The organism is Bacillus sp. 2D03 (assembly GCF_003946765.1).
GTDB lineage: Bacteria > Bacillota > Bacilli > Bacillales > Bacillaceae_G > Bacillus_A > Bacillus_A cereus.
In genome coordinates this window covers 40029-61602 of the sequence record NZ_RPSJ01000013.1, presented here as the reverse complement: position 1 = coordinate 61602, position 21574 = coordinate 40029, and the positions used below count along the sequence as shown (strand labels likewise).

Sequence of the window (21574 nt, the reverse complement as noted above, 5' to 3'; positions counted from 1 at the left end):
GTAATAATATCAGATGTTTATATCTGTTGTAAAGATGAGTTTTTATGTATATTTTGTAAAAATAGAAAAAGTGTGTTTACATTCAGTTTACATTTGTATCGTATTCTAATTTTAGAAAGAACAGTTTTGTTTAACATGAGGAGATGAACAGGAATGGAAGTTAGAAATGAAATAAAGAAAAAAGGGAGTTGGAGGCAGTTTTTGCGCCTTATTCAAGATACAAATCCTCCGAAAGGAATTTTAGTTTTTGCGTTGTTAATGAGTTTGCTTTCTACGGGAGCGAGTTTATTTATTCCTATGCTGACAAAAGGATTAGTAGATAATTTTTCGCTTTCTTCAATTAGTGCAGGACAAATTGTTGGGTTAGTTGCTTTCTTTGTAATGCAAACTATTGCGGCAGGGTTGTCTATATATTTACTAAATTATATTGGGCAGAAGATTGTAGCGGGACTAAGAGAACGTTTGTGGAAAAAGGTACTTATCTTGCCGGTATCTTATTACGATCAAAATAGAACAGGTGATACTATTAGCCGTATGACGAATGATACAGGTGTTGTGAAAACGTTAATTTCTGAGCATTTGTCAAACTTATTAACAGGTGGTATTTCAATTGTTGGATCGTTAATTGTATTATTTGTTTTAGATTGGAAAATGACTGCGTTACTTTTAACGGTTATTCCGTTGTCTGTGTTAATTTTAGTTCCACTTGGAAGAAAAATGTATAAGATTTCAAAAGCGCTTCAAGATGAAACTGCATCTTTTACAAGTGTGTTAACGCAAGTGTTATCAGAAATTCGTTTAGTGAAATCTTCAAATACAGAAAAGAGAGAATATGAAACGGGTAATACAGGCATACAAAAGTTATTACAATTTGGTTTGAAAGAAGGAAAAGTGCAAGCATTAATTTCGCCAGTTATGTCGTTTGTTTTAATGGCACTACTTGTTATTATCGTAGGATATGGCGGGATGCGAGTTTCTAGCGGTGCATTAACAACCGGTGAACTTGTAGCGTTTATTTTGTATTTAGTTCAAATTGTAATGCCGATGAGTCAATTATCTATGTTCTTTACACAATTCCAAAAGGCAATTGGTGCAACGGAAAGAATTAGTACGATTTTAGAATATGAAGTAGAAGATCATGAAACTGGTGTGAAAGTGACAAATGCTAAGCAACCGATCGTTCTTGAAAATGTACATTTTGAGTATAACGAAGAAGAGCAAGTTTTGAAAAATATTGATTTCACAATTGAATCTGGAAAAGTGACAGCGATTGTAGGACCAAGTGGTAGTGGGAAAACAACGTTATTCTCATTACTGGAACGTTTTTATGAGCCAACTAGTGGCGCCATTAAATTAGGGGAAGAATCAATTACGAGTTATTCATTACAGTCATGGCGACGTCAAATCGGTTACGTATCACAAGATAGTCCGTTAATTGATGGAACAATTCGTGATAATATTTGTTATGGCGTCGAGGGCGAAGTAACGGATGAAGAAATTGAAAAAGTAGCAGCAATGGCATATGTTGATGCATTTATTCATGACTTACCAAAAGGTTATGCAACAGAAGTTGGAGAACGCGGTGTGAAGCTTTCTGGGGGACAAAGACAGCGAATTGCCATTGCCCGAGCGTTACTTCGAAATCCGCAAATTCTTATGCTAGATGAGGCGACTTCAAGCTTAGATAGTAAATCTGAGTCTGTCGTTCAAAAAGCGTTAAATAACTTAATGAAAGGCAGAACAACGTTAGTGATTGCGCATAGACTTTCTACTGTTGTAGATGCAGATAAAATTATCTTTATTGAAAAAGGGAATCTTACAGGTAGTGGTACGCATGATGAATTATTACAGACGCATGATATGTATCGTGAGTTTGCAACGCAGCAATTGAAAATTAAAGAGGGTGCATTATAAAATGAATCATCAGTGGGATTTTACTCCACTGATGATTCATTTTTAAACAATATATTAGATGCTAAGTAGAAAGGAAATGGTTCCTTTGATACCTAAAATTTTAATAGTAGATGACGATCCACACATTAGAGAACTCGTTTCTGTATTTTTAGAACGAGAAGGTTTTCAAACATATGAGGCAATTGATGGAGTAGATGCACTTCAGAAAATGGATGACGTAAAAGTCGATATGGTTATTCTTGATATCATGATGCCAAATATGGATGGATTTGATGTATGTTTTGAATTAAGAAAATACTATGATATCCCGGTTCTGATGCTAACTGCCAAAGGGGAAACATCACAAAAAGTAAAAGGATTTCACCTTGGGACAGATGATTATCTTGTAAAACCATTTGACCCTATAGAATTAGTAGTGAGAGTAAAGGCATTATTGAAACGTTACCAAATTACAGTTTCCCAATCGATTCAAGTTGGAAATGTATTATTAAATCGTAAAACATTCGAAGTTACATCTGGAGAACAAACGGTTACATTACCGTTAAAAGAATTTGAGCTGCTCTTTACTTTAGGGTCTAAATCGGGAAGAACTTGTTCGAGAGAGCAATTAATTGAAGAAATATGGGGATATGATTTTGAAGGGAATGAACGTACACTAGACGTTCATATTAATCGGTTACGTGAGAAGTTTCAAGAAGAGCAGTCGAAATTTAGTATTAAAACAATAAGAGGATTAGGGTATCGCTTAGAGGTAAGTAAATGAGAAAAAGAAAACGAATGAGTAAGTTGAAGATGCTGAAAGTATTTGGAGCGGTATTAGCGCTCTTTTCTTTTCTTACTATAATTTGGTCTATCGCATTTTATGTAGCAACTAGTATATTGAATGCTTTTGACGTAAACGTATCGCCGTTTGTTGCCTTTCTAATTAGTGATATGGTCGGTTTTGTATTTATTATTCTTATTTGGACATTGATTGGAATATTAATGAGGCCAAAACGAGAGGCAATGATTTGGACTATTATTGAACCGATACAAAAAATTGCAAAAGGAGACTTCTCCGTAAAAATACGAAATGAAGAAAAGTATGATGGCGAAATTGGCGTGCTCGTAAAAAGTATAAATGATATGACAGATGAACTGAATGCGATGGAGAAAATGAGACAAGAGTTTGTATCAAATGTTTCTCATGAAATACAGTCACCATTAACTTCTATAAAAGGATTTGCTAGAGCACTACAAGACGATAATCTTTCTGAGGAAAAAAGAAAGCATTATCTTACCATTATTGAAACTGAAACAACGAGATTATCTAAACTAAGTCAAAATTTACTAAAGCTAACTCTTTTAGAATCAGAAGAATATATACCAGAAAGAGTGAGCTATCGATTAGATCAACAATTAAAGCAAATTGTGTTAAATAGTGAACCACTCTGGGCTGAAAAAGAAATTGAGTTAGAACTAGATTTAGAAAAAGTACATGTTATTGCTGACCAAGAAAGTATGAGTCAAGTGTGGATTAATTTAATTCATAATAGTATTAAATTTACTCCAAGCGGTGGTACGATTACTATTCAGTTAAAGGAACATGAGACAGTAGTGGAAGTGCGTATCCGTGATTCAGGAATTGGTATATCAGAAGAACAGAAACAACATATTTTTGAGCGTTTTTATAAAGCGGATTCTTCACGAAATCGTGCCTATGGAGGAAGTGGCTTAGGTTTAGCTATTGTAAAGAAAGTACTCGACCTTCATCATGGGGAAATAAAAGTTGAGAGTGAGGAAGGAAAAGGTACTGAATTTATTGTGCGTATGCCAAATCATGAAGAGAAATAGTGTTAGAAGGAGAACCTTCTAACACTATTTCTCTTTAAAAATGCATTTACCGTTACTGCAATTATATTGATAAGCTTTTCCTTCGCTATTCATACTCATACACTCCCCTATGCTGGATTTGTTTTTATTTTACATGAATAATGGTAAAAAAATGAAACTTATAAATAAAAACTTTCTATAGTTACCTACAAGTAACCTACGCACATGAAAGTGCATCATTGCCTTTTTACATAAACATAGATACAATTTTAATATAATACATAACTGAGATGATTAAGGAGTGTTATACTTGGCAGAATTATTACAAGGTAAAAATGCTTTAATTACAGGAGCAGGTAGAGGGATTGGTCGCGCTGTAGCAATCGCATTAGCGAAAGAAGGCGTAAATGTAGGCTTATTAGCTCGTTCAGAAGAAAACTTAAAAGCTGTAGCGAAAGAAGTAGAAGCAGAAGGTGTAAAAGCTGTTATTGCAACTGCTGATGTTTCTTCATACGAAGAAGTGACGACTGCGATTGAAACGTTAAAAAATGGTTTAGGATCTATCGATATTTTAATTAATAACGCTGGTATTTCTAAATTCGGTAAGTTTTTAGAACTAGACGTTGCTGATTGGGAAAAAATCATTCAAGTAAACTTAATGGGTGTATACTATGCAACTCGTGCAGCTTTACCGAGCATGATTGAACAACAATCTGGTGATATCATTAACATTTCATCTACAGCAGGACAAAAAGGTGCACCTGTAACAAGTGCATATAGTGCTTCTAAATTTGGTGTCCTTGGCTTAACAGAATCGTTAGCGATGGAAGTTCGCAAACATAACATTCGTGTAACAGCTTTAACTCCAAGTACAGTAGCAACTGATATGGCTGTAGATTTAGGATTAACTGATGGAAACCCTGATAAAGTAATGCAAGCAGAAGATATTGCAGAATTTATCGTAGCGCAGCTGAAATTAAATAAACGTACATTTATTAAATCTGCTGGGCTTTGGTCTACTAATCCATAGGAATTAAATTTAACTTTAAAAGAAGGGATATCTATTCTGTAAGGGGTAGATGTCCTTTCTTTATTTTTTGTATTCGAGACAGAATTTTCGGTATAATTAAAAGTGAATGGTAGAAAGCATTGGGAAATTGAAAGGGATGGCAGTTGTAAAAGAGTGATGTAAGGAGGAAAAAGGGATGAAAAAGAAGTTTCAAAAATTATAACATGTATCGTGTATAACGAGATTAGCTCGTGGACCTCCAATATACATAACACTATATTATATATTAAAAAATTGGAGGATATAAGTAGATGAGAACTGAAAAAGAAATGTTAGACGTAATTATAAATATAGCAAAAGAGGATGAAAGAATTCGAGCAGTTATCATGAATGGATCGCGTGTAAATCCAAATGTGAAAAGAGATTGTTTTCAAGACTATGATATTATGTATGTTGTAAATGATATACAATCTTTTACGTCTAATCATAATTGGGTTCATAGATTTGGAGAAATAATGATAGTACAAATGCCAGAAGAAATGTCGTTAGTTCAACCAGATGAAGATGGGAAGTTTCCATATTTAATGCAGTTCATGGATGGGAATCGGATTGATTTAACGCTAGTTCCAGTTGAGTTAATAAAAAAGTTCGTTGGACAAGATAGTTTAAGTAAACTGCTTCTTGATAAAGATAATTGTATGGAAGGATTCCCGCCAGCAAGCGATAAGGATTACTTAATAAAAAAGCCTACAGAAAAAGAGTTTTTGGATTGCTGTAATGAATTTTGGTGGTGTAGTACAAATGTGGCAAAAGGGTTATGGAGAGAGGAACTTTCTTATGCAAAAGGAATGCTTGAAGGACCAGTGCGAGATATGTTCATCGTAATGCTAGAATGGCATATTGGTATGAAAACAGACTTTACAGTTAATACAGGGAAGTTTGGAAAGCATTTCGAGCAATATATTGAAGAAGATATGTGGGAGCAATTTAAAAGGACATTTTCTAATGCTGAATATGAAAACATATGGGAGTCATTCTTTGTCATGAGTGATTTATTTAGGGAAGTGGCGAACGAAATCGCTAACACGTATGAATATCAATATCCGCAAGAAGATGATGATAAAGTGACGAACTATTTAAAACATGTGAAAACTTTGCCAAAAGATAGTACATCAATTTATTAATAATATAAAGCAGTAAGACTGTCCTAATTAAGGACAGTCTTATTTTTGTTTATGAATAACAATTTCTCTAACAAAGTGCAGATGAATCACATATGAAAATTTAGGGAGGTTTTTTATCATGTATTATTTTTATTCGCCACAAATGTTTACTCCATATCAATGGGGACTAGAACGAGATGTTTCGTATGCTTATATGCCATATAACTCACTTTATTATGGAGAATATATAAGCGCATTGCCATACGCATATATCCCTCAAAGCTATGAAGTACAAATGAAAGCATATGAGCGTGGATCGTGGACACCATTTTCATGGGTTGAAAAATATGCGTACGCATTTTCAGGACCGTATAATAAAGCGGAAGTAGCTCTTACATTTGATGATGGACCAGATTCAGAATTCACGCCAAAAATATTAGATAAGTTAAAACAACATAATGTAAAAGCTACTTTTTTCTTACTTGGTGAAAACGCAGAAAAATTTCCGAACGTAGTAAAGCGTATTGCAAATGAAGGGCATGTAATTGGTAATCATACGTATAGTCATCCGAACTTAGCGAAAGTAAATGAGGATGAGTACCGTAATCAAATTATAAAAACGGAAGAAATATTAAATCGTTTAGCTGGTTATGCACCGAAGTTTATACGTCCGCCATACGGTGAAATACTTGAAAATCAATTAAAATGGTCCACAGAGCAAAATTTTATGATTGTACAGTGGAGTGTTGATACGGTTGATTGGAAAGGTGTGAGTGCTGATACGATTACAAATAATGTGTTAGGGAATTCATTTCCTGGAAGTGTCATCCTCCAACATTCAACACCAGGTGGGCATTTACAAGGATCTGTAGATGCACTAGACAAAATCATTCCGCAGTTAAAAACGAAAGGGGCACGTTTTGTAACACTTCCAAGTATGTTCCAGACATCAAAAGAAAGAAAGTGAATGTGTTATGAATTGGGAAAATAAGGTTTATGTCGTATAATGAAAGTGTAAGTTAGGGGGGATATAATTGATTTATGCACTAGTAAACATAGGAATAAGCATATTGATTGGTATTATTTTTGTACTTGCGGCAATTATTCTTCAAAAGAATCCACCGACCGATATTAATGCGGCATATGGTTATCGTACGAAACGATCTATGAAAAATAAGGAATTATGGGGTGCGGGTAACAGGTATAGTGCAGAAGTGATGAAGCAAAATGGATTCATCATGATGTTAATTGGAAGTGTTATTAGTATACTGTTTAGATACTCCCATACAACGTTAGCTATAATGATCTTTATGCTAGTACTAATCATTCGCTTATTCATACGAGTAGAGAAAAGATTGAAGGCACTTGAGCAATAATGAAAAATAGGACTCCACGCAATATAATGTTAGGAGTCCTATTTTATTTATAAACTATTATTTTCTAGTAAGTCTTTTCCTTGTTCAACAACAAATTCATAGTATGCAAGATCATATGGATAAATATCATCAAAAGTTATCGTTATCGGTTTATTGCTCAAAACAGAAGTAGCTGTAAAAGATGAAATTTCACCATTTAATAGTTGTAGAAAAGAAGTTGCATGTACTTTCATCACATCGTCTACTTCTTCACCTGGTGCGAATGGAAGTGGATTGATGACATTGTGAAAATACATATGACAAAATTCACGATCAGTAAGATTTGAAATTTCATAATCTATTTTAAAGATTCCTTTGTATACTAAATCAGTAGTTTGAAAGGAAAGCCCCAATTCTTCTTCGATTTCACGAAGACCACCAATTTGTACATCTTCATCATGCATAATATGTCCAGCTGAAGTAATATCCCATATAAGTGGAGCTTCTTTTTTATTTTTAGAGCGTAATTGGAAATATAAGAATATATCTTTAGCATCTTTTTCTACAAACCAACAATGAAATGTTTCGTGCCAATCACCGTCACGATGCACTTCATCGCGTAATTTCTTCCCAAGTGTATTTCTTTCAGAATCAAATATTGTTAACCACTCTGTCATTTTAATTCCCCTTTCTGCAAATTTTATTATACAATATTCGTATTGAATTTTGGGAAAATAAAGAAAAAGGGGCGATTATAAGTGGAGATAGAGCGTATGGAAATAAAATCGATTATTTCAACAGAGGAAGAGTTACGGAAAATATTGGGGAAACCAAGTGAGCGAGCATTGAAAAAAGTTATTTCATCATTAGACCACCATGGTGTAGATTTCCTTTCTAAATCTCCTTTTCTAGTATTATCTACTGCAAATAAGTTGGGGGAGTGTGACGCCTCGCCGAGAGGAGACGCACCTGGATTTGTATACGTACTCAATAATAATAAAATTATCATTCCAGAAAGACCAGGAAATCGTCGTATAGACTCCATTTTGAATATTATTTCAAATCCACGTGTAGGACTAATCTTTTTTATTCCAGGTCTTGGGGAGACACTTAGAATAAATGGCCGAGCGTATATTACAAACGACGAAGAAATTTTGAAAGAAATGCAGGCGAATGGACGTAATCCGTTGCTTGGAATTGTTGTTGAAATAGAAGAGTGTTACATTCATTGTGCAAAAGCGTTTATTCGTTCGAAGATATGGGATCCAGAATCTTGGTTACATAAAAAAGAGTTACCTTCAGCAGCAAAAATGTTGTTAGAGCATGCGAAAGTGAATGTTTCAGAAGAAGATGTTGCACGTTCTTTAGAAGAAAGTTATACAAAAAGATTGTATTAAAAATTTTATTGATATAATTTTGTAAGGTGAGTATGTACGGGTTTTAGAATGGGGATTTATCCCGCATTAACGGGCAGTAACACCCCTACCTCAAAATTCAGCGAAAGCAAAGAAGTTAGGTGGGGATCAACTGCCCGTAAAAGCCCGATTGGTGAAGGCTAATAATCAGTGGGGATGAACAAAATCCTCACTGATTAAAGTTTCACTTTATATATGAACCGTTGATTTATAAACTGGAGAAATGACAAAATAGGTAAATTGAGTGGCAGTTGCATAATGCTATTGTGAAATATAATAAAAAATTATTTTGAAAATAGTTAGTAAAAATAGGCTTGCTTTTTAAAAATTTGATAACTATAATAAGTTAACAAATAGACATGAACGAAAAAGTAATGATAAGGACACGAAATCATTTTTACGGTTTACAGAGAGGGAAGCCGAGGGTGTGAGCTTCCTAACACGAGAAATGATTTTACCACCTTTGAACTTCAATAGTGAACGAGTAATCTAGTAATTATTGGCGGTATCAGCCGTTATCTGAACTTGAGCAATCTAGAAGGAGATACGTCTAGATTGGAACAAGGGTGGAACCACGAAAACACATTCGTCCCTTTCCTAGGGATGAGTGTGTTTTTTATGGTATAAGAGATTGAAAATTTAAAATAATTAAAAAATAGTATTGATTTTGTTTTTTATGCGAGTATAATGAGTTAACAAATAAACATGAACGAAAAAGTAACGATAAGGACACGAAATCATTTTTACGGTTTACAGAGAGGGAAGCCAAGGGTGTGAGCTTCCTAACACGAGAAATGATTTTACCACCTTTGAACTTCAATAGTGAACGAGTAATCTAGTAATTATTGGCGGTATCAGCCGTTATCTGAACTTGAGCAATCTAGGAGGAAATACGTCTAGATTGGAACAAGGGTGGAACCACGAAAACACATTCGTCCCTTTCCTAGGGATGGGTGTGTTTTTTTACTTTGAAAGGAGGTGCGGTAATATGAAACGATTTATAAGTACGGAAATAACCACCACCTGCATGACAAAAAAGCAGAGTAAGGTGATTTATAGATGTAACAATTAAACTTTTAGGAGGAGATTAGAAGATGAATAACGTTATAAATGTTGGGGTATTAGGTTTAGGTACGGTCGGAAGTGGTGTTGTTCATATTTTGAAAGAACATTATAAAAAAATCGCACTTGATACAGGATACGAAGTGAAAGTGAAAACAGTCGTTGTACGTGATTTGGAAAAAGAACGCGATGTTTGTATTGATGGAATTGCAGTAACAAGTCATGCAGATGAAGTTCTAAATGATTCAAATATTGATATTGTAGTAGAGGTAATGGGCGGAATTGAAGAAGCAAAACAGCATATTGTTAAGGCTTTACGAAATAAAAAACATGTCGTAACAGCAAATAAAGATTTAATGGCTGTATATGGTGCAGAGCTTCTTCAACTGGCGAACGATAATGATTGTGATTTATGTTACGAAGCGAGTGTAGCGGGCGGTATTCCAGTGTTAAGAGGACTAACTGATGGGTTAGCATCAGATCAAATTGAAAAAATAATGGGAATTGTAAATGGTACAACAAATTATATGTTAACAAAAATGAGTCAAAATGGATGGTCTTATGAAGAGGCTTTACAGGAAGCACAAAAATTAGGCTTTGCAGAATCGGATCCGACAGCAGATGTAGATGGACTAGATGCGGCGAGAAAAGTAGCAATTCTTGCAAACTTAGGTTTTTCGATGAATGTTTCATTAGATGATGTGCAAGTAAGAGGGATTCGAAAGGTCGAAAAAGAAGATTTACAAATGGCTGAAAAGTTAGGATTTACTATGAAGTTAATTGGTAAAGCTGAAAAACAAGGACCAGCCATTCATTTAAGTGTAGAACCGACGCTTTTACCGAGCCAGCATCCATTATCAAATGTGAATAATGAATTTAATGCGGTGTATGTCCATGGCCAAGCGGTAGGAGAAGTGATGTTTTATGGACCCGGAGCTGGGAAGTTACCGACTGGTTCTGCTGTAGTAAGTGATATTATTTCAATCGTTAAAAATATGAATCAAGTTCCGAAAAATAAAAGTGCGTTAAAAGAACCAGTTCCTTATGAATTACAAGGTGATGAAGAAGTAGTTTCGAAATATTTCTTACGTATTTCATTACAAGATGAGCCTGGGATGTTACGAAAAATAACAGAATGTTTCGTTAATTATTCTGTAAGTTTAAAAGAGGTTATTCAATTACCTTTAAACCGTGAACTGGCAGAAGTCGTTGTTGTGACACATCGAACTTCCAAGTATCAATTTGAACGAGTTTTAGAAGCGATAGAAGCTGTCGCAAGTGAAATAAACAGTTACTACATTATTGAGGAGGAAAAACAATATGTATAAAGGACTATTAAAACAGTATGCGTCTTATTTACCGGTGAATGAAAATACACCTGATGTCAGCTTAATGGAAGGAAACACACCACTTATTCCATTATTAAATATATCAAAACAATTAGGGATTCAGCTATATGGTAAGTACGAAGGAGCGAATCCGACAGGTTCTTTTAAAGATCGTGGTATGGTTATGGCAGTTGCTAAGGCGAAAGAAGAAGGTTCAGAAGCAATCATTTGTGCATCAACAGGTAATACATCAGCGTCAGCTGCAGCATATGCGGCACGTCTTGGGATGAAATGCATTATCGTAATACCAGAAGGAAAGATTGCACATGGAAAATTAGCGCAAGCGGTCGCTTATGGAGCTGAAATTATTTCAATAGAAGGGAATTTCGATGATGCGCTTAAGGCTGTAAGAAATATTGCTGCAGAAGAGCCGATTACGTTAGTAAACTCAGTAAATCCTTATCGAATTGAAGGGCAAAAAACAGCAGCGTTTGAAATTTGTGACCAATTGCAAAATGCACCAGATGTTCTAGCTATCCCTGTTGGGAATGCAGGGAATATTACAGCGTATTGGAAAGGCTTCTGTGAATATGAGAAAGAAAAAGGTTATAAAAAGCCAAGAATTCATGGCTTTGAAGCGGAAGGAGCAGCTGCAATTGTAAAAGGGCATGTAATTGAAGAGCCTGAAACAATTGCAACAGCGATTCGCATCGGTAACCCGGCAAGTTGGTCGTATGCAGTAGAGGCTGCCGAGCAGTCTCGTGGTGAAATAGATATGGTATCAGATGAAGAAATTTTACATGCGTATAGGTTATTGGCAAAAACTGAAGGAGTTTTCGCTGAACCAGGATCAAATGCTTCATTAGCCGGCGTAATTAAACATGTTCAATCTGGGAAAATCAAAAAGGGAGAAACAGTTGTTGCGGTATTAACTGGAAATGGTTTGAAGGATCCTGATATCGCTATTTCTTCAAATCAACTAGACATCGCAAGTGTGTCAAATGATATAGAACAAATTAAAGATCATATTAAAGGGGTGATTATGTCGTGATACCATTTAGCGTTCGTGTCCCTGCTAGTACGGCGAATGTTGGTCCTGGATTTGATTCAGTTGGAATAGCTTTGTCATTGTATTTAGGTGTGGTGGTTAAAGAAAAAGCTGATAAATGGCAAGTAATCCATTCCTTTGAAGAATCAATTCCGACAGACGATAAAAATTTAATCGTTAGCACGGCATGTAAAGTATGTCCTTCTATATCACCCCATATAATAGAAGTTACTAGTAATATCCCATTAACGAGAGGGCTAGGAAGTAGTGCATCAGCGATTGTAGCTGGGATAGAGCTTGCGAATCAACTAGGCAATTTGAACTTAACTGCTGATCAAAAAGTTCAAATTGCTACAAATTTTGAAGGACATCCTGATAATGTTGCTGCTTCTATATTAGGTGGAACTGTAATTGGAGCACTTGATGGAAAGGATGTTTCCGTCGTAAGAATTGAGAGCAAGGAGTTGGGTGTAATTTCTCTCATTCCGAATGCAGAATTAAATACAGATGAAAGTCGATCTGTATTACCAAAGATGTTTCCGTTTCATGAGGCAGTTAAAGCTAGTGCGATAAGTAACGTATTAGTAGCTGCATTATGTCAAAAGCGGTGGGAAGTTGTAGGTGAAATGATGGAGAGAGACCATTTTCACGAACCATATCGTTTAGAACTCGTACCATTATTACCATCTATTCGTAAATGCGCAAAAGAATTTGGTGCGTACGGCACAGCACTTAGTGGTGCGGGGCCATCTATTTTTATATTAACGCCATATGAGAAGCGTCAAGAAATCGCTGAGCAATTAGCGAGAGTATTTACAGATATGAAAGTATGTGAGCTTGAAATCGACCATAAAGGTATTATTGTAAATAAGGAAGAGCATATTGGATCGTAAAGAAAGCTGGCATGGCTAGCTTTCTTTACGTTGCAAACCTATTTTAAATTAGGTTTTTTCGGAAAAATATAAAACAAATGTTGATTTTGAATAATGTAAGTAAAGAGTGCATTCATTTTGGAGGTGATTAAATGAATAAAGAGTCACCAGAAGAAAAAAGAGAGCGTATGAGACAAAGTGAATTAAAAAGTAATCCTACGGGTTCTTTACGTGACGGACTCAATAGAGCGGAAACGGGTAGTCCAGTTGATATAGCAGGCGGTATGAATTGGAAAGGTACAGGAATAATCATTTTAGTACTACTTTTAGGATACATTGTATACACTTATTTTTTCAGTTGAAGAATGCTTGTTAAAATTTTGATTTGTTTAGTTTCATAATTGTTGAGAAAAAATGTAGTTACTGTATTACATATCTTCTAAGCGAATTATAGTTGTTCATATCAACTTTTAATACTCCAAACAGAGCTAGCAAAATGCTAGCTCTATTATTTTTTGCCACATTCCTGTAACAAAGCATCTGTATATTCATTGGTGGAGGTGCAGAGGATGAAAAAAATGATAGCGATATGTCTTCTTACAACTATGTCGTTTTCGACTTTAGTCGGTTGTGACGTAAAAGGTAGGAATGCTGTACAAGAGTCTAAAATAAAGAAAGCGACGTATAAAGATTTTACTTATGATGTAAATCCAGAAACATTCACATTAACTGTAGAACATGAGGGGGCAAAGGAACAGGCATCACAACCCCTACCGAAAATGAAGGTATCGAATGTAAAAAAAGAAAAGGATCGTACATCGTGGGAATATCCAGATCAAAAAGTAAAAATAAAATTAGAAAAGAAAAAAGACCACTTAAACATTGAAGTGGAATCGACTGGTGCAGAAAGCTTTACATGGCCGAAAGTAGAAGCTGAGAATTATACACTTCCGTTATGGGAGGGTAAGCAAATTCCGAGCAATGATGAGAATTGGAAGAAGTTTTTAAAGGATGATGCATATTCATTTGCTGAATCATTTTCTATGAAGTTTTTCGCATTAAATGGTTCGAAATATTCAATTGTATATATTGCAAAGAATATGTTTAATAATGAATTGAAATTTCATTCGGATCCGAAAATAGGGTTTGATTTTACACATGAATTTCCGAGCATAAATAAAAATAAAACATATGGATTTCAATTATATGTGACAAATAATGATGCGGTAAGTATTGCTAAACTATATAAGGATGATATTGTTCGAAAAGGTGAATTTAAAACATTACAAGAAAAGGCTAGAAAAAATAAAGAAATCGAAAAGTTATATGGAGCGGCGCATTTTTATTTTTGGAATCAAAATGGTTTATCAGAAAATAATATAAATTGGCAAAAACTAAGGGAGCAAATAAATAGCCCGCTGTTTAGTCATATAAAAGAACTTATTCAAAAGAATAGTTCAGAGCCTGGGGAACTGAATGTATTAGATCAAGTAAGTAAACAAGATTTCATTGATAAGTATCAAAAAAATGTTATTTTACGTTATATAAACGAAGTATTATCGATGAAGGAATTTTATAAAGAGGATATTTTCCAAAACGTTGATCAGGAAGCTGGTGCGCTAATAAAGAAAGGTGTAGGTCACTTAACGAAGACAGAATTGTATAGCTTAAATAAGCATTTATTAAAGTCGCTACTTGGTGATGCGGTTGAAGAGGTAAGTAAATGGGGTAATGCAGATGGAACGGACATATTAAAGGAAATGAAAGAGACAGGAATAGAAAAAGCGTGGATTGGTCTGCCGAACTGGGAACAAGGATTTATGCAACCTAATTTTGTGACAAAAGCTAAGGAAATGGGATATTTAGTTGGTCCGTATGACTCATATCATTCCATTCACGAAAAAAGTGATAAAAATTGGAACACAGCATTCTTTAATGACCCATCATTATACGAAGAGGCTACTGTAACGAAGAAAAACGGAGAAAAGGTGCAAGGCTTTTTAGGTAGAGGTCGCAAGTTAAACCCGACTTTATCGCTACCTAGTGTAAAGGAACGCATGAATGATATATTACAAAATGGCCCTAAATATAATTCATGGTTTATTGATTGTGATGCGACAGGTGAAATTTACGATGACTATTCAGCGAAACATATAACGACACAAGAGCAAGATTTAAAAGCACGTTTAAAACGAATGGACTACATTGCGCAAGAAAAGGGTATGGTCGTTGGTTCTGAAGGCGGAAATGATTTTGCTAGTAGTACGATTGCATTTGCACATGGAATTGAAACACCTGTTATTAAATGGGACGATGAAGATATGCGGAAAAATAAAACAAGTCCGTATTATGTCGGTGGATATTGGTCACCAAATCAAAATGTGCCTGAAAAATATGCAAAACAAGTACCATTGAAAGAAGAATATAAACAAGTATATTTAAACCCAGTATATTCGGTACCATTATATAAATTAGTATACAATGATTCCGTTATTACAACGCATCATTGGGAATGGGGAAGTTTAAAGGTAAAAGATGAAGTTGGAAATCGAATGCTGTCTGAATTATTGTATAATGTTCCTCCGTTATACCATTTAGATGAAGTAGAGTGGAATAAGCATAAAAAAGAAATTACAGAGCATCTAAAAGTTTGGAATGAAGTTCATGAAAAAGCAGTAAAAGAAGAGATGACGAATTTTGCGTATTTGTCAGAAGATAAGCTAGTACAATCTGTTTCTTATGGAAAAGATATTAAAATCATTGTGAACTTCTCAAATGAAGACATGGAAGTAGAAAAAACGAAAATAAAAGCAAAGTCGGCTTACATTGATAATCAGGGGAAGAAAAGCGTGTATACGCCGTTTGAGAAATAATAAAGTCAAATATACTGTATTCATAGAGATTTTATAATTAGCTGGATTCTTTATTCATATCGTTTGTTAAGAAAAAGACATCCTAATTTAAAATGAAAGAGTTAATAAATTTGTAAATTCATATGTTGCGAAGTGCTAAATTTTTGAAATTGGTAAATAGTGACTTGCCAAAAATAAGTACGAGAGTATAATGTGAAATGGAATACGTATTGGGTTTAAGTAGTAACCTTACAAAATTGTAAGGTTAGTGAAAGGAAATTCAATATGAAGATAAATAGACTTACATTATACTTGGTAAAGAGAAAGAGAGGCGAATGGGTATGAGCTCTGAATTAGAACAAAATACGAGAAGTAATAAAAAGCGTTCTAAAAGAAAGTCAATAAAATGGTTCATATTAATTCCATTTTTCCTACTTATTTTTGGAGGAGTAGGATATGGTTCGTTTATATATAATAAAGCAAAAGCTGTTGTAAATGATGCGTATGCAAAAATTGATAAGTCATCAAAGCGTGATAAAGAAGTCGAACCTTTAAAGGATAATATTTCAATATTAATCATGGGTGTAGATGGAAGTGAAATGAGAAAAAGCCAATATGGCGAAGCAGTTCGAACAGATGCACTTTTATTAGCAACAATTAATAAAGATGATAAGTCTGTTAAGCTAGTAAGTATTCCACGTGATTCACGTGTTTACATTCCAACTAGAAAAAAATTAGATAAAATTACTCATGCTCACGTATTTGGTGGCGTAGAAAGCACACGCGATACGGTGGAAAGATTTTTGAATGTACCTGTTGATTATTATGTGAAGTTTAACTTTGAATCATTCGTACAAATTGTCGATTCAATTGGTGGTATTGATATTGATGTACCAGTTACTTTCACTGAACAAGATAGTAAAGACCAAGCTGGTATGATCCATTTAGAAAAAGGTTACCAACATTTAAATGGAGAACAAGCTCTTGCACTTGCAAGAACGCGTAAAATTGATAGTGACGCAATGCGTGGACAGAGACAGCAACTTGTAATAGAAGCAATTGCTAAAAAAGCGATGTCTGTTCAATCAATTAGCAAAATGGGCTCTTTACTAGATGCGGTTGATAAAAATATGAAAACGAACTTAACATTTGACGATATGCTTGCCATTACAAAAAATATGGCAGGATCTAATTTGGAAATGGAAAAATTGCAAATAGAAGGTACAGATAAACGTATCGGTGGTATTTATTATTACATTCCAAATGAAAAAAATGTAAAAGATATTTCAAAAAAATTAAATGATCATTTAGGTGTAACGCCAAAATCAGTCCGAAACGAATAATAAAAAAAGATTGGCTTTTGCCAATCTTTTTTTTTGGAATGTATTTGTAACTTTTCTGTAACGATTTTTTAGTTTAGAAAAATTATACTCATATGTATGAGTATAATGGATAGGTAAAAAAGTAAAAGGACATATTCAAAATTTGTGGTAAGGAAAGATATCATATGCAGAAATGGTTAAGCATGATGGGAATTATCTTTATATTGACTGGATGTAAAATGTCTGAAGCTCCAACAAGTCTAATGGAAGCTCCTACAAATGAAAAATGGATTAATGAATTAAAGGAACAAATTGATAAAGATTTACCTGTTAATTATCGCTTACTTACTCCAATGTCTAATAGAGATAAACAGACGACATGGTCAATGAATTTCGAACGAGATAATAAAAAAGAAGCTGTCATCGTATATAAAATACCTAATGAAGATTATCATATATATTTAGCCGTATATGAGAAGAAAAATAATGGATGGAATATGAAGTCAACCTATACATTTGATGGGGAAGAAGTAGATATTGTTGAGGTAGGAGATTTCACAGGGAGTGGGAAAAGGGAACTATTGATAGGAATAACTACCAATCGTGATTTATTAGAAAACACAATGTATGTTTTTTCCGATGAGAGTGACGATATAAAGGAATTTTATAGACAGAAGTATACAAAGTTATTTATAGATGATTTAAACAAAAATGGTTTTAAAGACATAAGCCTTGTTTCGTATATGAAAGATGAACAGTTGAAGGTTCAGTTCATTGAAAAGTTTAAGGTATTGTCAGAGGTTACATTTGATCCGTATATAAATAGTATTCAAAGAATACAAATGGGCCGTATTTCTAAATCATTAAAGGCAGTTGTAATCGATGCGGGAACAGGGGCTCATTCAGGTATAACTTATGTAGCAAAATTTGATCAGGATCATTATGAAGTATTACCTATAGATGGGAAAGAAGATTTATTTAATGAATATGTTGTAGAAAGTAAAGATGTTAATGAAGACGGCATTATTGAATTTGTTCGTACTGTACGTCCAAAAGGTTGGGAGGATAAATCACATGGTGATAGTCCGCTTTTTGAACGTTACATACAGTGGAGTGAATCTGGAATTAAACCAATTGAAGAACGATATATAGATATAGAAAAAGGGTATTATGTGAAAATTCCTAAAGAGTTAATAGGGAAAATTACAATACCAGATCAGCAAAAAGAATCAAATTCTCAAAAGTTTTTGGATACAAGAACAAATAAAATATGGCTTGAAGTTCATATTTTTAAGCGGAAAGAATGGTTCAATATAAAAGGCTACAGCGCAGCAATTAAAACGGCTTCTCACGTATATGCAGTACCGAAGCAATCGGAATTTGAAAAAGTGAAAGCATATATAAAACCGCTAGCGGATTATCAACAAGAGTAGGAGGTGGGAATTATGTCAAAAATTTTAGTTTTAGAAGATGAATTAACGATCCGTAGCTTTATTGTTTTAAATTTAAAACGTGCTGGATTTTATGTAATAGAAGCTACTACTGGAGAAGAAGCGTTACAGATTTTGAGTGAACAAACTGTTGATATAGCACTGCTGGATGTAATGTTACCGGGGATTGATGGTTTAGAAGTTTGTAAGGCTATCAGGAAAGAAAATAAAAAAATGGGTATTATTATGTTAACCGCACGTGTACAAGATGAAGATAAGGTGCAAGGACTAGGAATAGGTGCAGATGATTATATTGCAAAACCGTTTAGTCCAGTAGTATTAACTGCACGTATACAGTCTTTATTAAGAAGAATAGAAGTACATGAAGAAAAAACGAATATTGTTACGTCAGGTCCATTTTCGTTAAATATTATAGAAGAAAGATTGTATAAAGATGGACAATTAGTCGATTTAACACCTACAGAGTATATGATATTACAGTATTTAATGAATCAGGCTTCAAAGCCAGTTTCGCGTGATGAAATTTTAAATATGATTTGGGGAACCAATTACGTAGGTGAGACGAAAGTAGTAGATGTAAATATGAGACGGTTACGTCAAAAAATAGAATGTAATCCATCAGAACCTGAATTTATTCTTACGGTGTGGGGAAAAGGATATATGTGGAAGGAAAGTATGAGATGAAACGGAAAGTGACTTTATATTTTATGACGGTCATTACACTTATGCTTGTATTATTTGAAGTTGTATTTTCAGTCTCAATTTATCGATACTATTATAATGGTATTGTGCAATATATAGAGTCTCATGCGAAAACGAGTACACGTTTTTTTTCAGAATACAATTCACTATACTTTATTCGATTACAAGAATATAGTGGTGACATAATTAGTAGCTTTCAATTAGAAGGAACAGAATTACAGTTAATTGATCGTCACGGCTCGGTTATACAATCTTCAAGTGGTGAAAAGGTAGAAGGTAAAGTGAATATTCCACAATCATTATTAGAAGGTGAAATGTATAATCAAGTTACTACGAAAGGTAATAAAAAACAACTAGAGGTGCTAAGCCCACTTATACATCAAGGACAAACTATTGGTGTTTTAAAATATACGACTGTTTTAACAAATGTAAATAAAAAGATTATTGAAATTATTACGTTTACTATTTCTGTAGGTATTGTTATTTCGGGAGTCGCCTTCTTAATTAGTAGACGTTTGGCAAATTCATTTGTTGAGCCAATTGAATCCATTATTCAAGCCTCTTCACAAATTGCAGAAGGCACATTAAAGCAAAAAATTAAAGAAGATTATCCTGGAGAATTAGGTGACTTGGCACATAGTTTAAATTATATGGCCTATAAAATAGATAAGGCTGAGCAGATGAAAAATGAATTCATTGCTTCTATTTCGCACGAAATACGAACGCCTTTAACAGGAATTAAAGGTTGGAGTGAGACGTTAAAAACAGTAGATCATTTAACAGAAGAAGAAATAAAGCAAGGTATGGGCATTATTTCAGGTGAGACAGATAGGTTGATTCATTTAGTAGAAGAATTGCTAGATTTTTCAAGATTACAATCAAATCATTTTAATTTATATAAACAAAAGGTGCAATTGTACGATATACTAGAGGAGACGATTTGGCAATTAACTCCTAAATCGGAAGAGAAGGAAATTCAATTTATTACTACTATAGACCGAATTGAATTGATGGGAGATCGAAATAGGCTAAAGCAAGTTTTCTTGAATATTGTTCAAAATGCAATTAAGTATTCACATGAAAAAAGCACAATACACATTGAAGCAACTAAAATAGAAGGACAAGCAGTGATTAAGGTAAGAGACGAAGGGATTGGAATTGCTAAAGAACATTTACCATATATTGAGCAATCATTTTACCAAATTAATAATCATGCTGCAGGTGCAGGTATTGGTTTAGCTATCGTTAAAAAAATGGTAGAGCTTCATGGCGGTGCGCTTAGTGTTACAAGCAAAGAAGGAATAGGAACAACAATTTTGATAAAACTCCCATTATAATACAAATAAAATCTATTTATATGGTGAAATAAAAATAAATAGATGTATAATTATATTGGGCGATTTATATATAAGATTAATAGGGAGAGGAATTCGATAGAATGGAAAAAGCTTTAAAAATTAAACAAATAGTAGTCGTTTTAATAGCGATTGCCGCAGTAGCTATTGGGTATTACATGTTTCAATCAATTACTTCACCAGCAAAAGCTGTTGCGAAACAAGAAAATGTAGTGCAGCTTGCAAGTGAACAGCCGAAAGTTGAAATGAATAAAACGGCACCAAGTCGTTTTAATGGAAAAGAAAGAAAAGTTGCTTATCTTACATTTGACGATGGGCCAGGGAAATATACGGCTGAATTATTAAATACGCTAAAACAACATGATGCGAAGGCGACGTTCTTTTTAATTGGAGCGAATGTAAAAGAATTTCCTGATTTAGTGAAACGTGAAAATGCTGAGGGTCATTATGTAGGCATGCATAGTATGACACATAATTTCGCAAAGTTATATAAAAATGGCGAGTATGTAAATGAGATGAAAGAAGATCAAGGTTTAATCGCTAATATTATTGGGAAATCACCTAAATTAACACGTCCTCCATATGGTTCGATGCCTGGATTGAATGAAGGTCTTCGAAATAAAGTGGTAGAAGGCGGATTTAAAGTATGGGATTGGACAATTGATTCATTAGATTGGAGATACAATAAAATGCCAGTTGATGCAGCTGCAGCACAAATTGCTCAAAACGTATTAACAAACGCAACAAAACCACAAGAAGTAATTTTAATGCATGATATTCACCCGCAATCAGTTGCTGCTGTGCCAGCAATTTTAAAGGGGCTAAAAGAAAAAGGTTATGAGTTTGAAGCTTATCATGAAGAGAGTCACTTCCCAGTGAACTTCTGGCATGATAACCGTATGTAATGGAGGAAT

The 21574-nt window shown here is 34.2% G+C and carries 19 protein-coding genes, 1 pseudogene and 2 other annotated features; of the genes and pseudogenes, 18 read left to right on the top strand and 2 right to left on the bottom strand.

The window, feature by feature from the left end; genetic code table 11:
* Positions 1-153 precede the first annotated feature (153 nt).
* From EBQ15_RS24505 to hitS, 3 genes are all read left to right on the top strand, one after another.
* On the top strand, positions 154-1914 hold the full coding sequence (locus EBQ15_RS24505) for an ABC transporter ATP-binding protein (RefSeq protein ID WP_000453866.1): 1761 nt from the start codon (positions 154-156) through the stop codon (positions 1912-1914).
* A gap of 85 nt (positions 1915-1999) precedes the next feature.
* Complete coding sequence (hitR, locus tag EBQ15_RS24500; protein WP_000612414.1) at positions 2000-2677, top strand: envelope stress response regulator transcription factor HitR; 678 nt, start codon at positions 2000-2002, stop codon at positions 2675-2677.
* Complete coding sequence (gene hitS / locus EBQ15_RS24495; RefSeq protein ID WP_001231615.1) at positions 2674-3747, top strand: envelope stress sensor histidine kinase HitS; 1074 nt, start codon at positions 2674-2676, stop codon at positions 3745-3747. The genes hitR and hitS overlap by 4 nt, the downstream gene beginning before the upstream one ends.
* Positions 3748-3771: 24 nt before the next feature.
* Here the strand turns inward: hitS and EBQ15_RS32130 are convergent.
* Positions 3772-3840: pseudogene (locus EBQ15_RS32130) on the bottom strand (DUF3139 domain-containing protein); the annotation flags it as partial.
* A gap of 196 nt (positions 3841-4036) precedes the next feature.
* Between EBQ15_RS32130 and EBQ15_RS24490 the strand changes: the two are divergent.
* The 4 genes from EBQ15_RS24490 (at position 4037) to EBQ15_RS24475 (ending at position 7274) form a co-directional block, all read left to right on the top strand.
* Positions 4037-4756, top strand: a complete 720-nt coding sequence (locus EBQ15_RS24490) for a 3-ketoacyl-ACP reductase (protein WP_000818985.1) — start codon at positions 4037-4039, stop codon at positions 4754-4756.
* Between the two features lie 290 nt (positions 4757-5046).
* Positions 5047-5919, top strand: coding sequence for an aminoglycoside 6-adenylyltransferase (locus EBQ15_RS24485; protein ID WP_001258541.1), 873 nt, complete (start codon positions 5047-5049; stop codon positions 5917-5919).
* A 118-nt stretch (positions 5920-6037) separates the two neighbouring features.
* Positions 6038-6865 carry a peptidoglycan-N-acetylglucosamine deacetylase gene (locus EBQ15_RS24480; protein ID WP_000291227.1) on the top strand — a complete coding sequence of 276 codons (828 nt, stop codon included), beginning with the start codon at positions 6038-6040 and terminating at the stop codon, positions 6863-6865.
* A 70-nt stretch (positions 6866-6935) separates the two neighbouring features.
* Entirely contained in the window at positions 6936-7274 is a 339-nt protein-coding gene (locus EBQ15_RS24475; protein WP_033667343.1) for an SdpI family protein, read from the top strand.
* 47 nt (positions 7275-7321) lie between these two features.
* On the opposite strand, the gene EBQ15_RS24470 is transcribed toward EBQ15_RS24475, so the two are convergent.
* Positions 7322-7930: an NUDIX hydrolase gene (locus tag EBQ15_RS24470; RefSeq protein ID WP_000141384.1), complete on the bottom strand. Its 609-nt coding sequence runs from the start codon at positions 7928-7930 to the stop codon at positions 7322-7324.
* Between the two features lie 81 nt (positions 7931-8011).
* Between EBQ15_RS24470 and EBQ15_RS24465 the strand changes: the two genes are divergently transcribed.
* The 11 genes from EBQ15_RS24465 (at position 8012) to EBQ15_RS24415 (ending at position 21565) form a co-directional block, all read left to right on the top strand.
* Positions 8012-8650 carry a pyridoxamine 5'-phosphate oxidase family protein gene (locus EBQ15_RS24465; RefSeq protein WP_000402138.1) on the top strand — a complete coding sequence of 213 codons (639 nt, stop codon included), beginning with the start codon at positions 8012-8014 and terminating at the stop codon, positions 8648-8650.
* Between the two features lie 383 nt (positions 8651-9033).
* Positions 9034-9265, top strand: a binding site (T-box leader).
* Positions 9266-9379: 114 nt separating this feature from the next.
* Positions 9380-9611 (top strand) — a binding site (T-box leader).
* Between the two features lie 151 nt (positions 9612-9762).
* On the top strand, positions 9763-11058 hold the full coding sequence (locus EBQ15_RS24460; RefSeq protein WP_001066900.1) for a homoserine dehydrogenase: 1296 nt from the start codon (positions 9763-9765) through the stop codon (positions 11056-11058).
* Complete coding sequence (gene thrC / locus EBQ15_RS24455) at positions 11051-12109, top strand: threonine synthase (RefSeq protein ID WP_000276439.1); 1059 nt, start codon at positions 11051-11053, stop codon at positions 12107-12109. Before EBQ15_RS24460 ends, thrC begins: the two co-directional genes overlap by 8 nt.
* Complete coding sequence (gene thrB, locus EBQ15_RS24450; RefSeq protein WP_000612105.1) at positions 12106-12999, top strand: homoserine kinase; 894 nt, start codon at positions 12106-12108, stop codon at positions 12997-12999. Before thrC ends, thrB begins: the two co-directional genes overlap by 4 nt.
* Before the next feature lie 131 nt (positions 13000-13130).
* Entirely contained in the window at positions 13131-13340 is a 210-nt protein-coding gene (locus tag EBQ15_RS24445; RefSeq protein WP_001031483.1) for a DUF6366 family protein, read from the top strand.
* 207 nt (positions 13341-13547) lie between these two features.
* Complete coding sequence (locus EBQ15_RS24440) at positions 13548-15851, top strand: glycoside hydrolase (protein WP_000738149.1); 2304 nt, start codon at positions 13548-13550, stop codon at positions 15849-15851.
* 320 nt (positions 15852-16171) lie between these two features.
* Positions 16172-17173, top strand: coding sequence for an LCP family protein (locus EBQ15_RS24435; RefSeq protein WP_002163948.1), 1002 nt, complete (start codon positions 16172-16174; stop codon positions 17171-17173).
* Between the two features lie 164 nt (positions 17174-17337).
* Complete coding sequence (locus EBQ15_RS24430) at positions 17338-18585, top strand: hypothetical protein (protein WP_001174875.1); 1248 nt, start codon at positions 17338-17340, stop codon at positions 18583-18585.
* Positions 18586-18597: 12 nt separating this feature from the next.
* On the top strand, positions 18598-19287 hold the full coding sequence (locus tag EBQ15_RS24425) for a response regulator transcription factor (RefSeq protein WP_000036069.1): 690 nt from the start codon (positions 18598-18600) through the stop codon (positions 19285-19287).
* A complete protein-coding gene (locus EBQ15_RS24420; protein ID WP_000824531.1) occupies positions 19284-20642 on the top strand; it encodes a sensor histidine kinase in 1359 nt (452 codons plus the stop codon). Before EBQ15_RS24425 ends, EBQ15_RS24420 begins: the two co-directional genes overlap by 4 nt.
* A 101-nt stretch (positions 20643-20743) precedes the next feature.
* Entirely contained in the window at positions 20744-21565 is an 822-nt protein-coding gene (locus tag EBQ15_RS24415) for a peptidoglycan-N-acetylglucosamine deacetylase (protein WP_000409484.1), read from the top strand.
* Positions 21566-21574 lie beyond the last annotated feature (9 nt).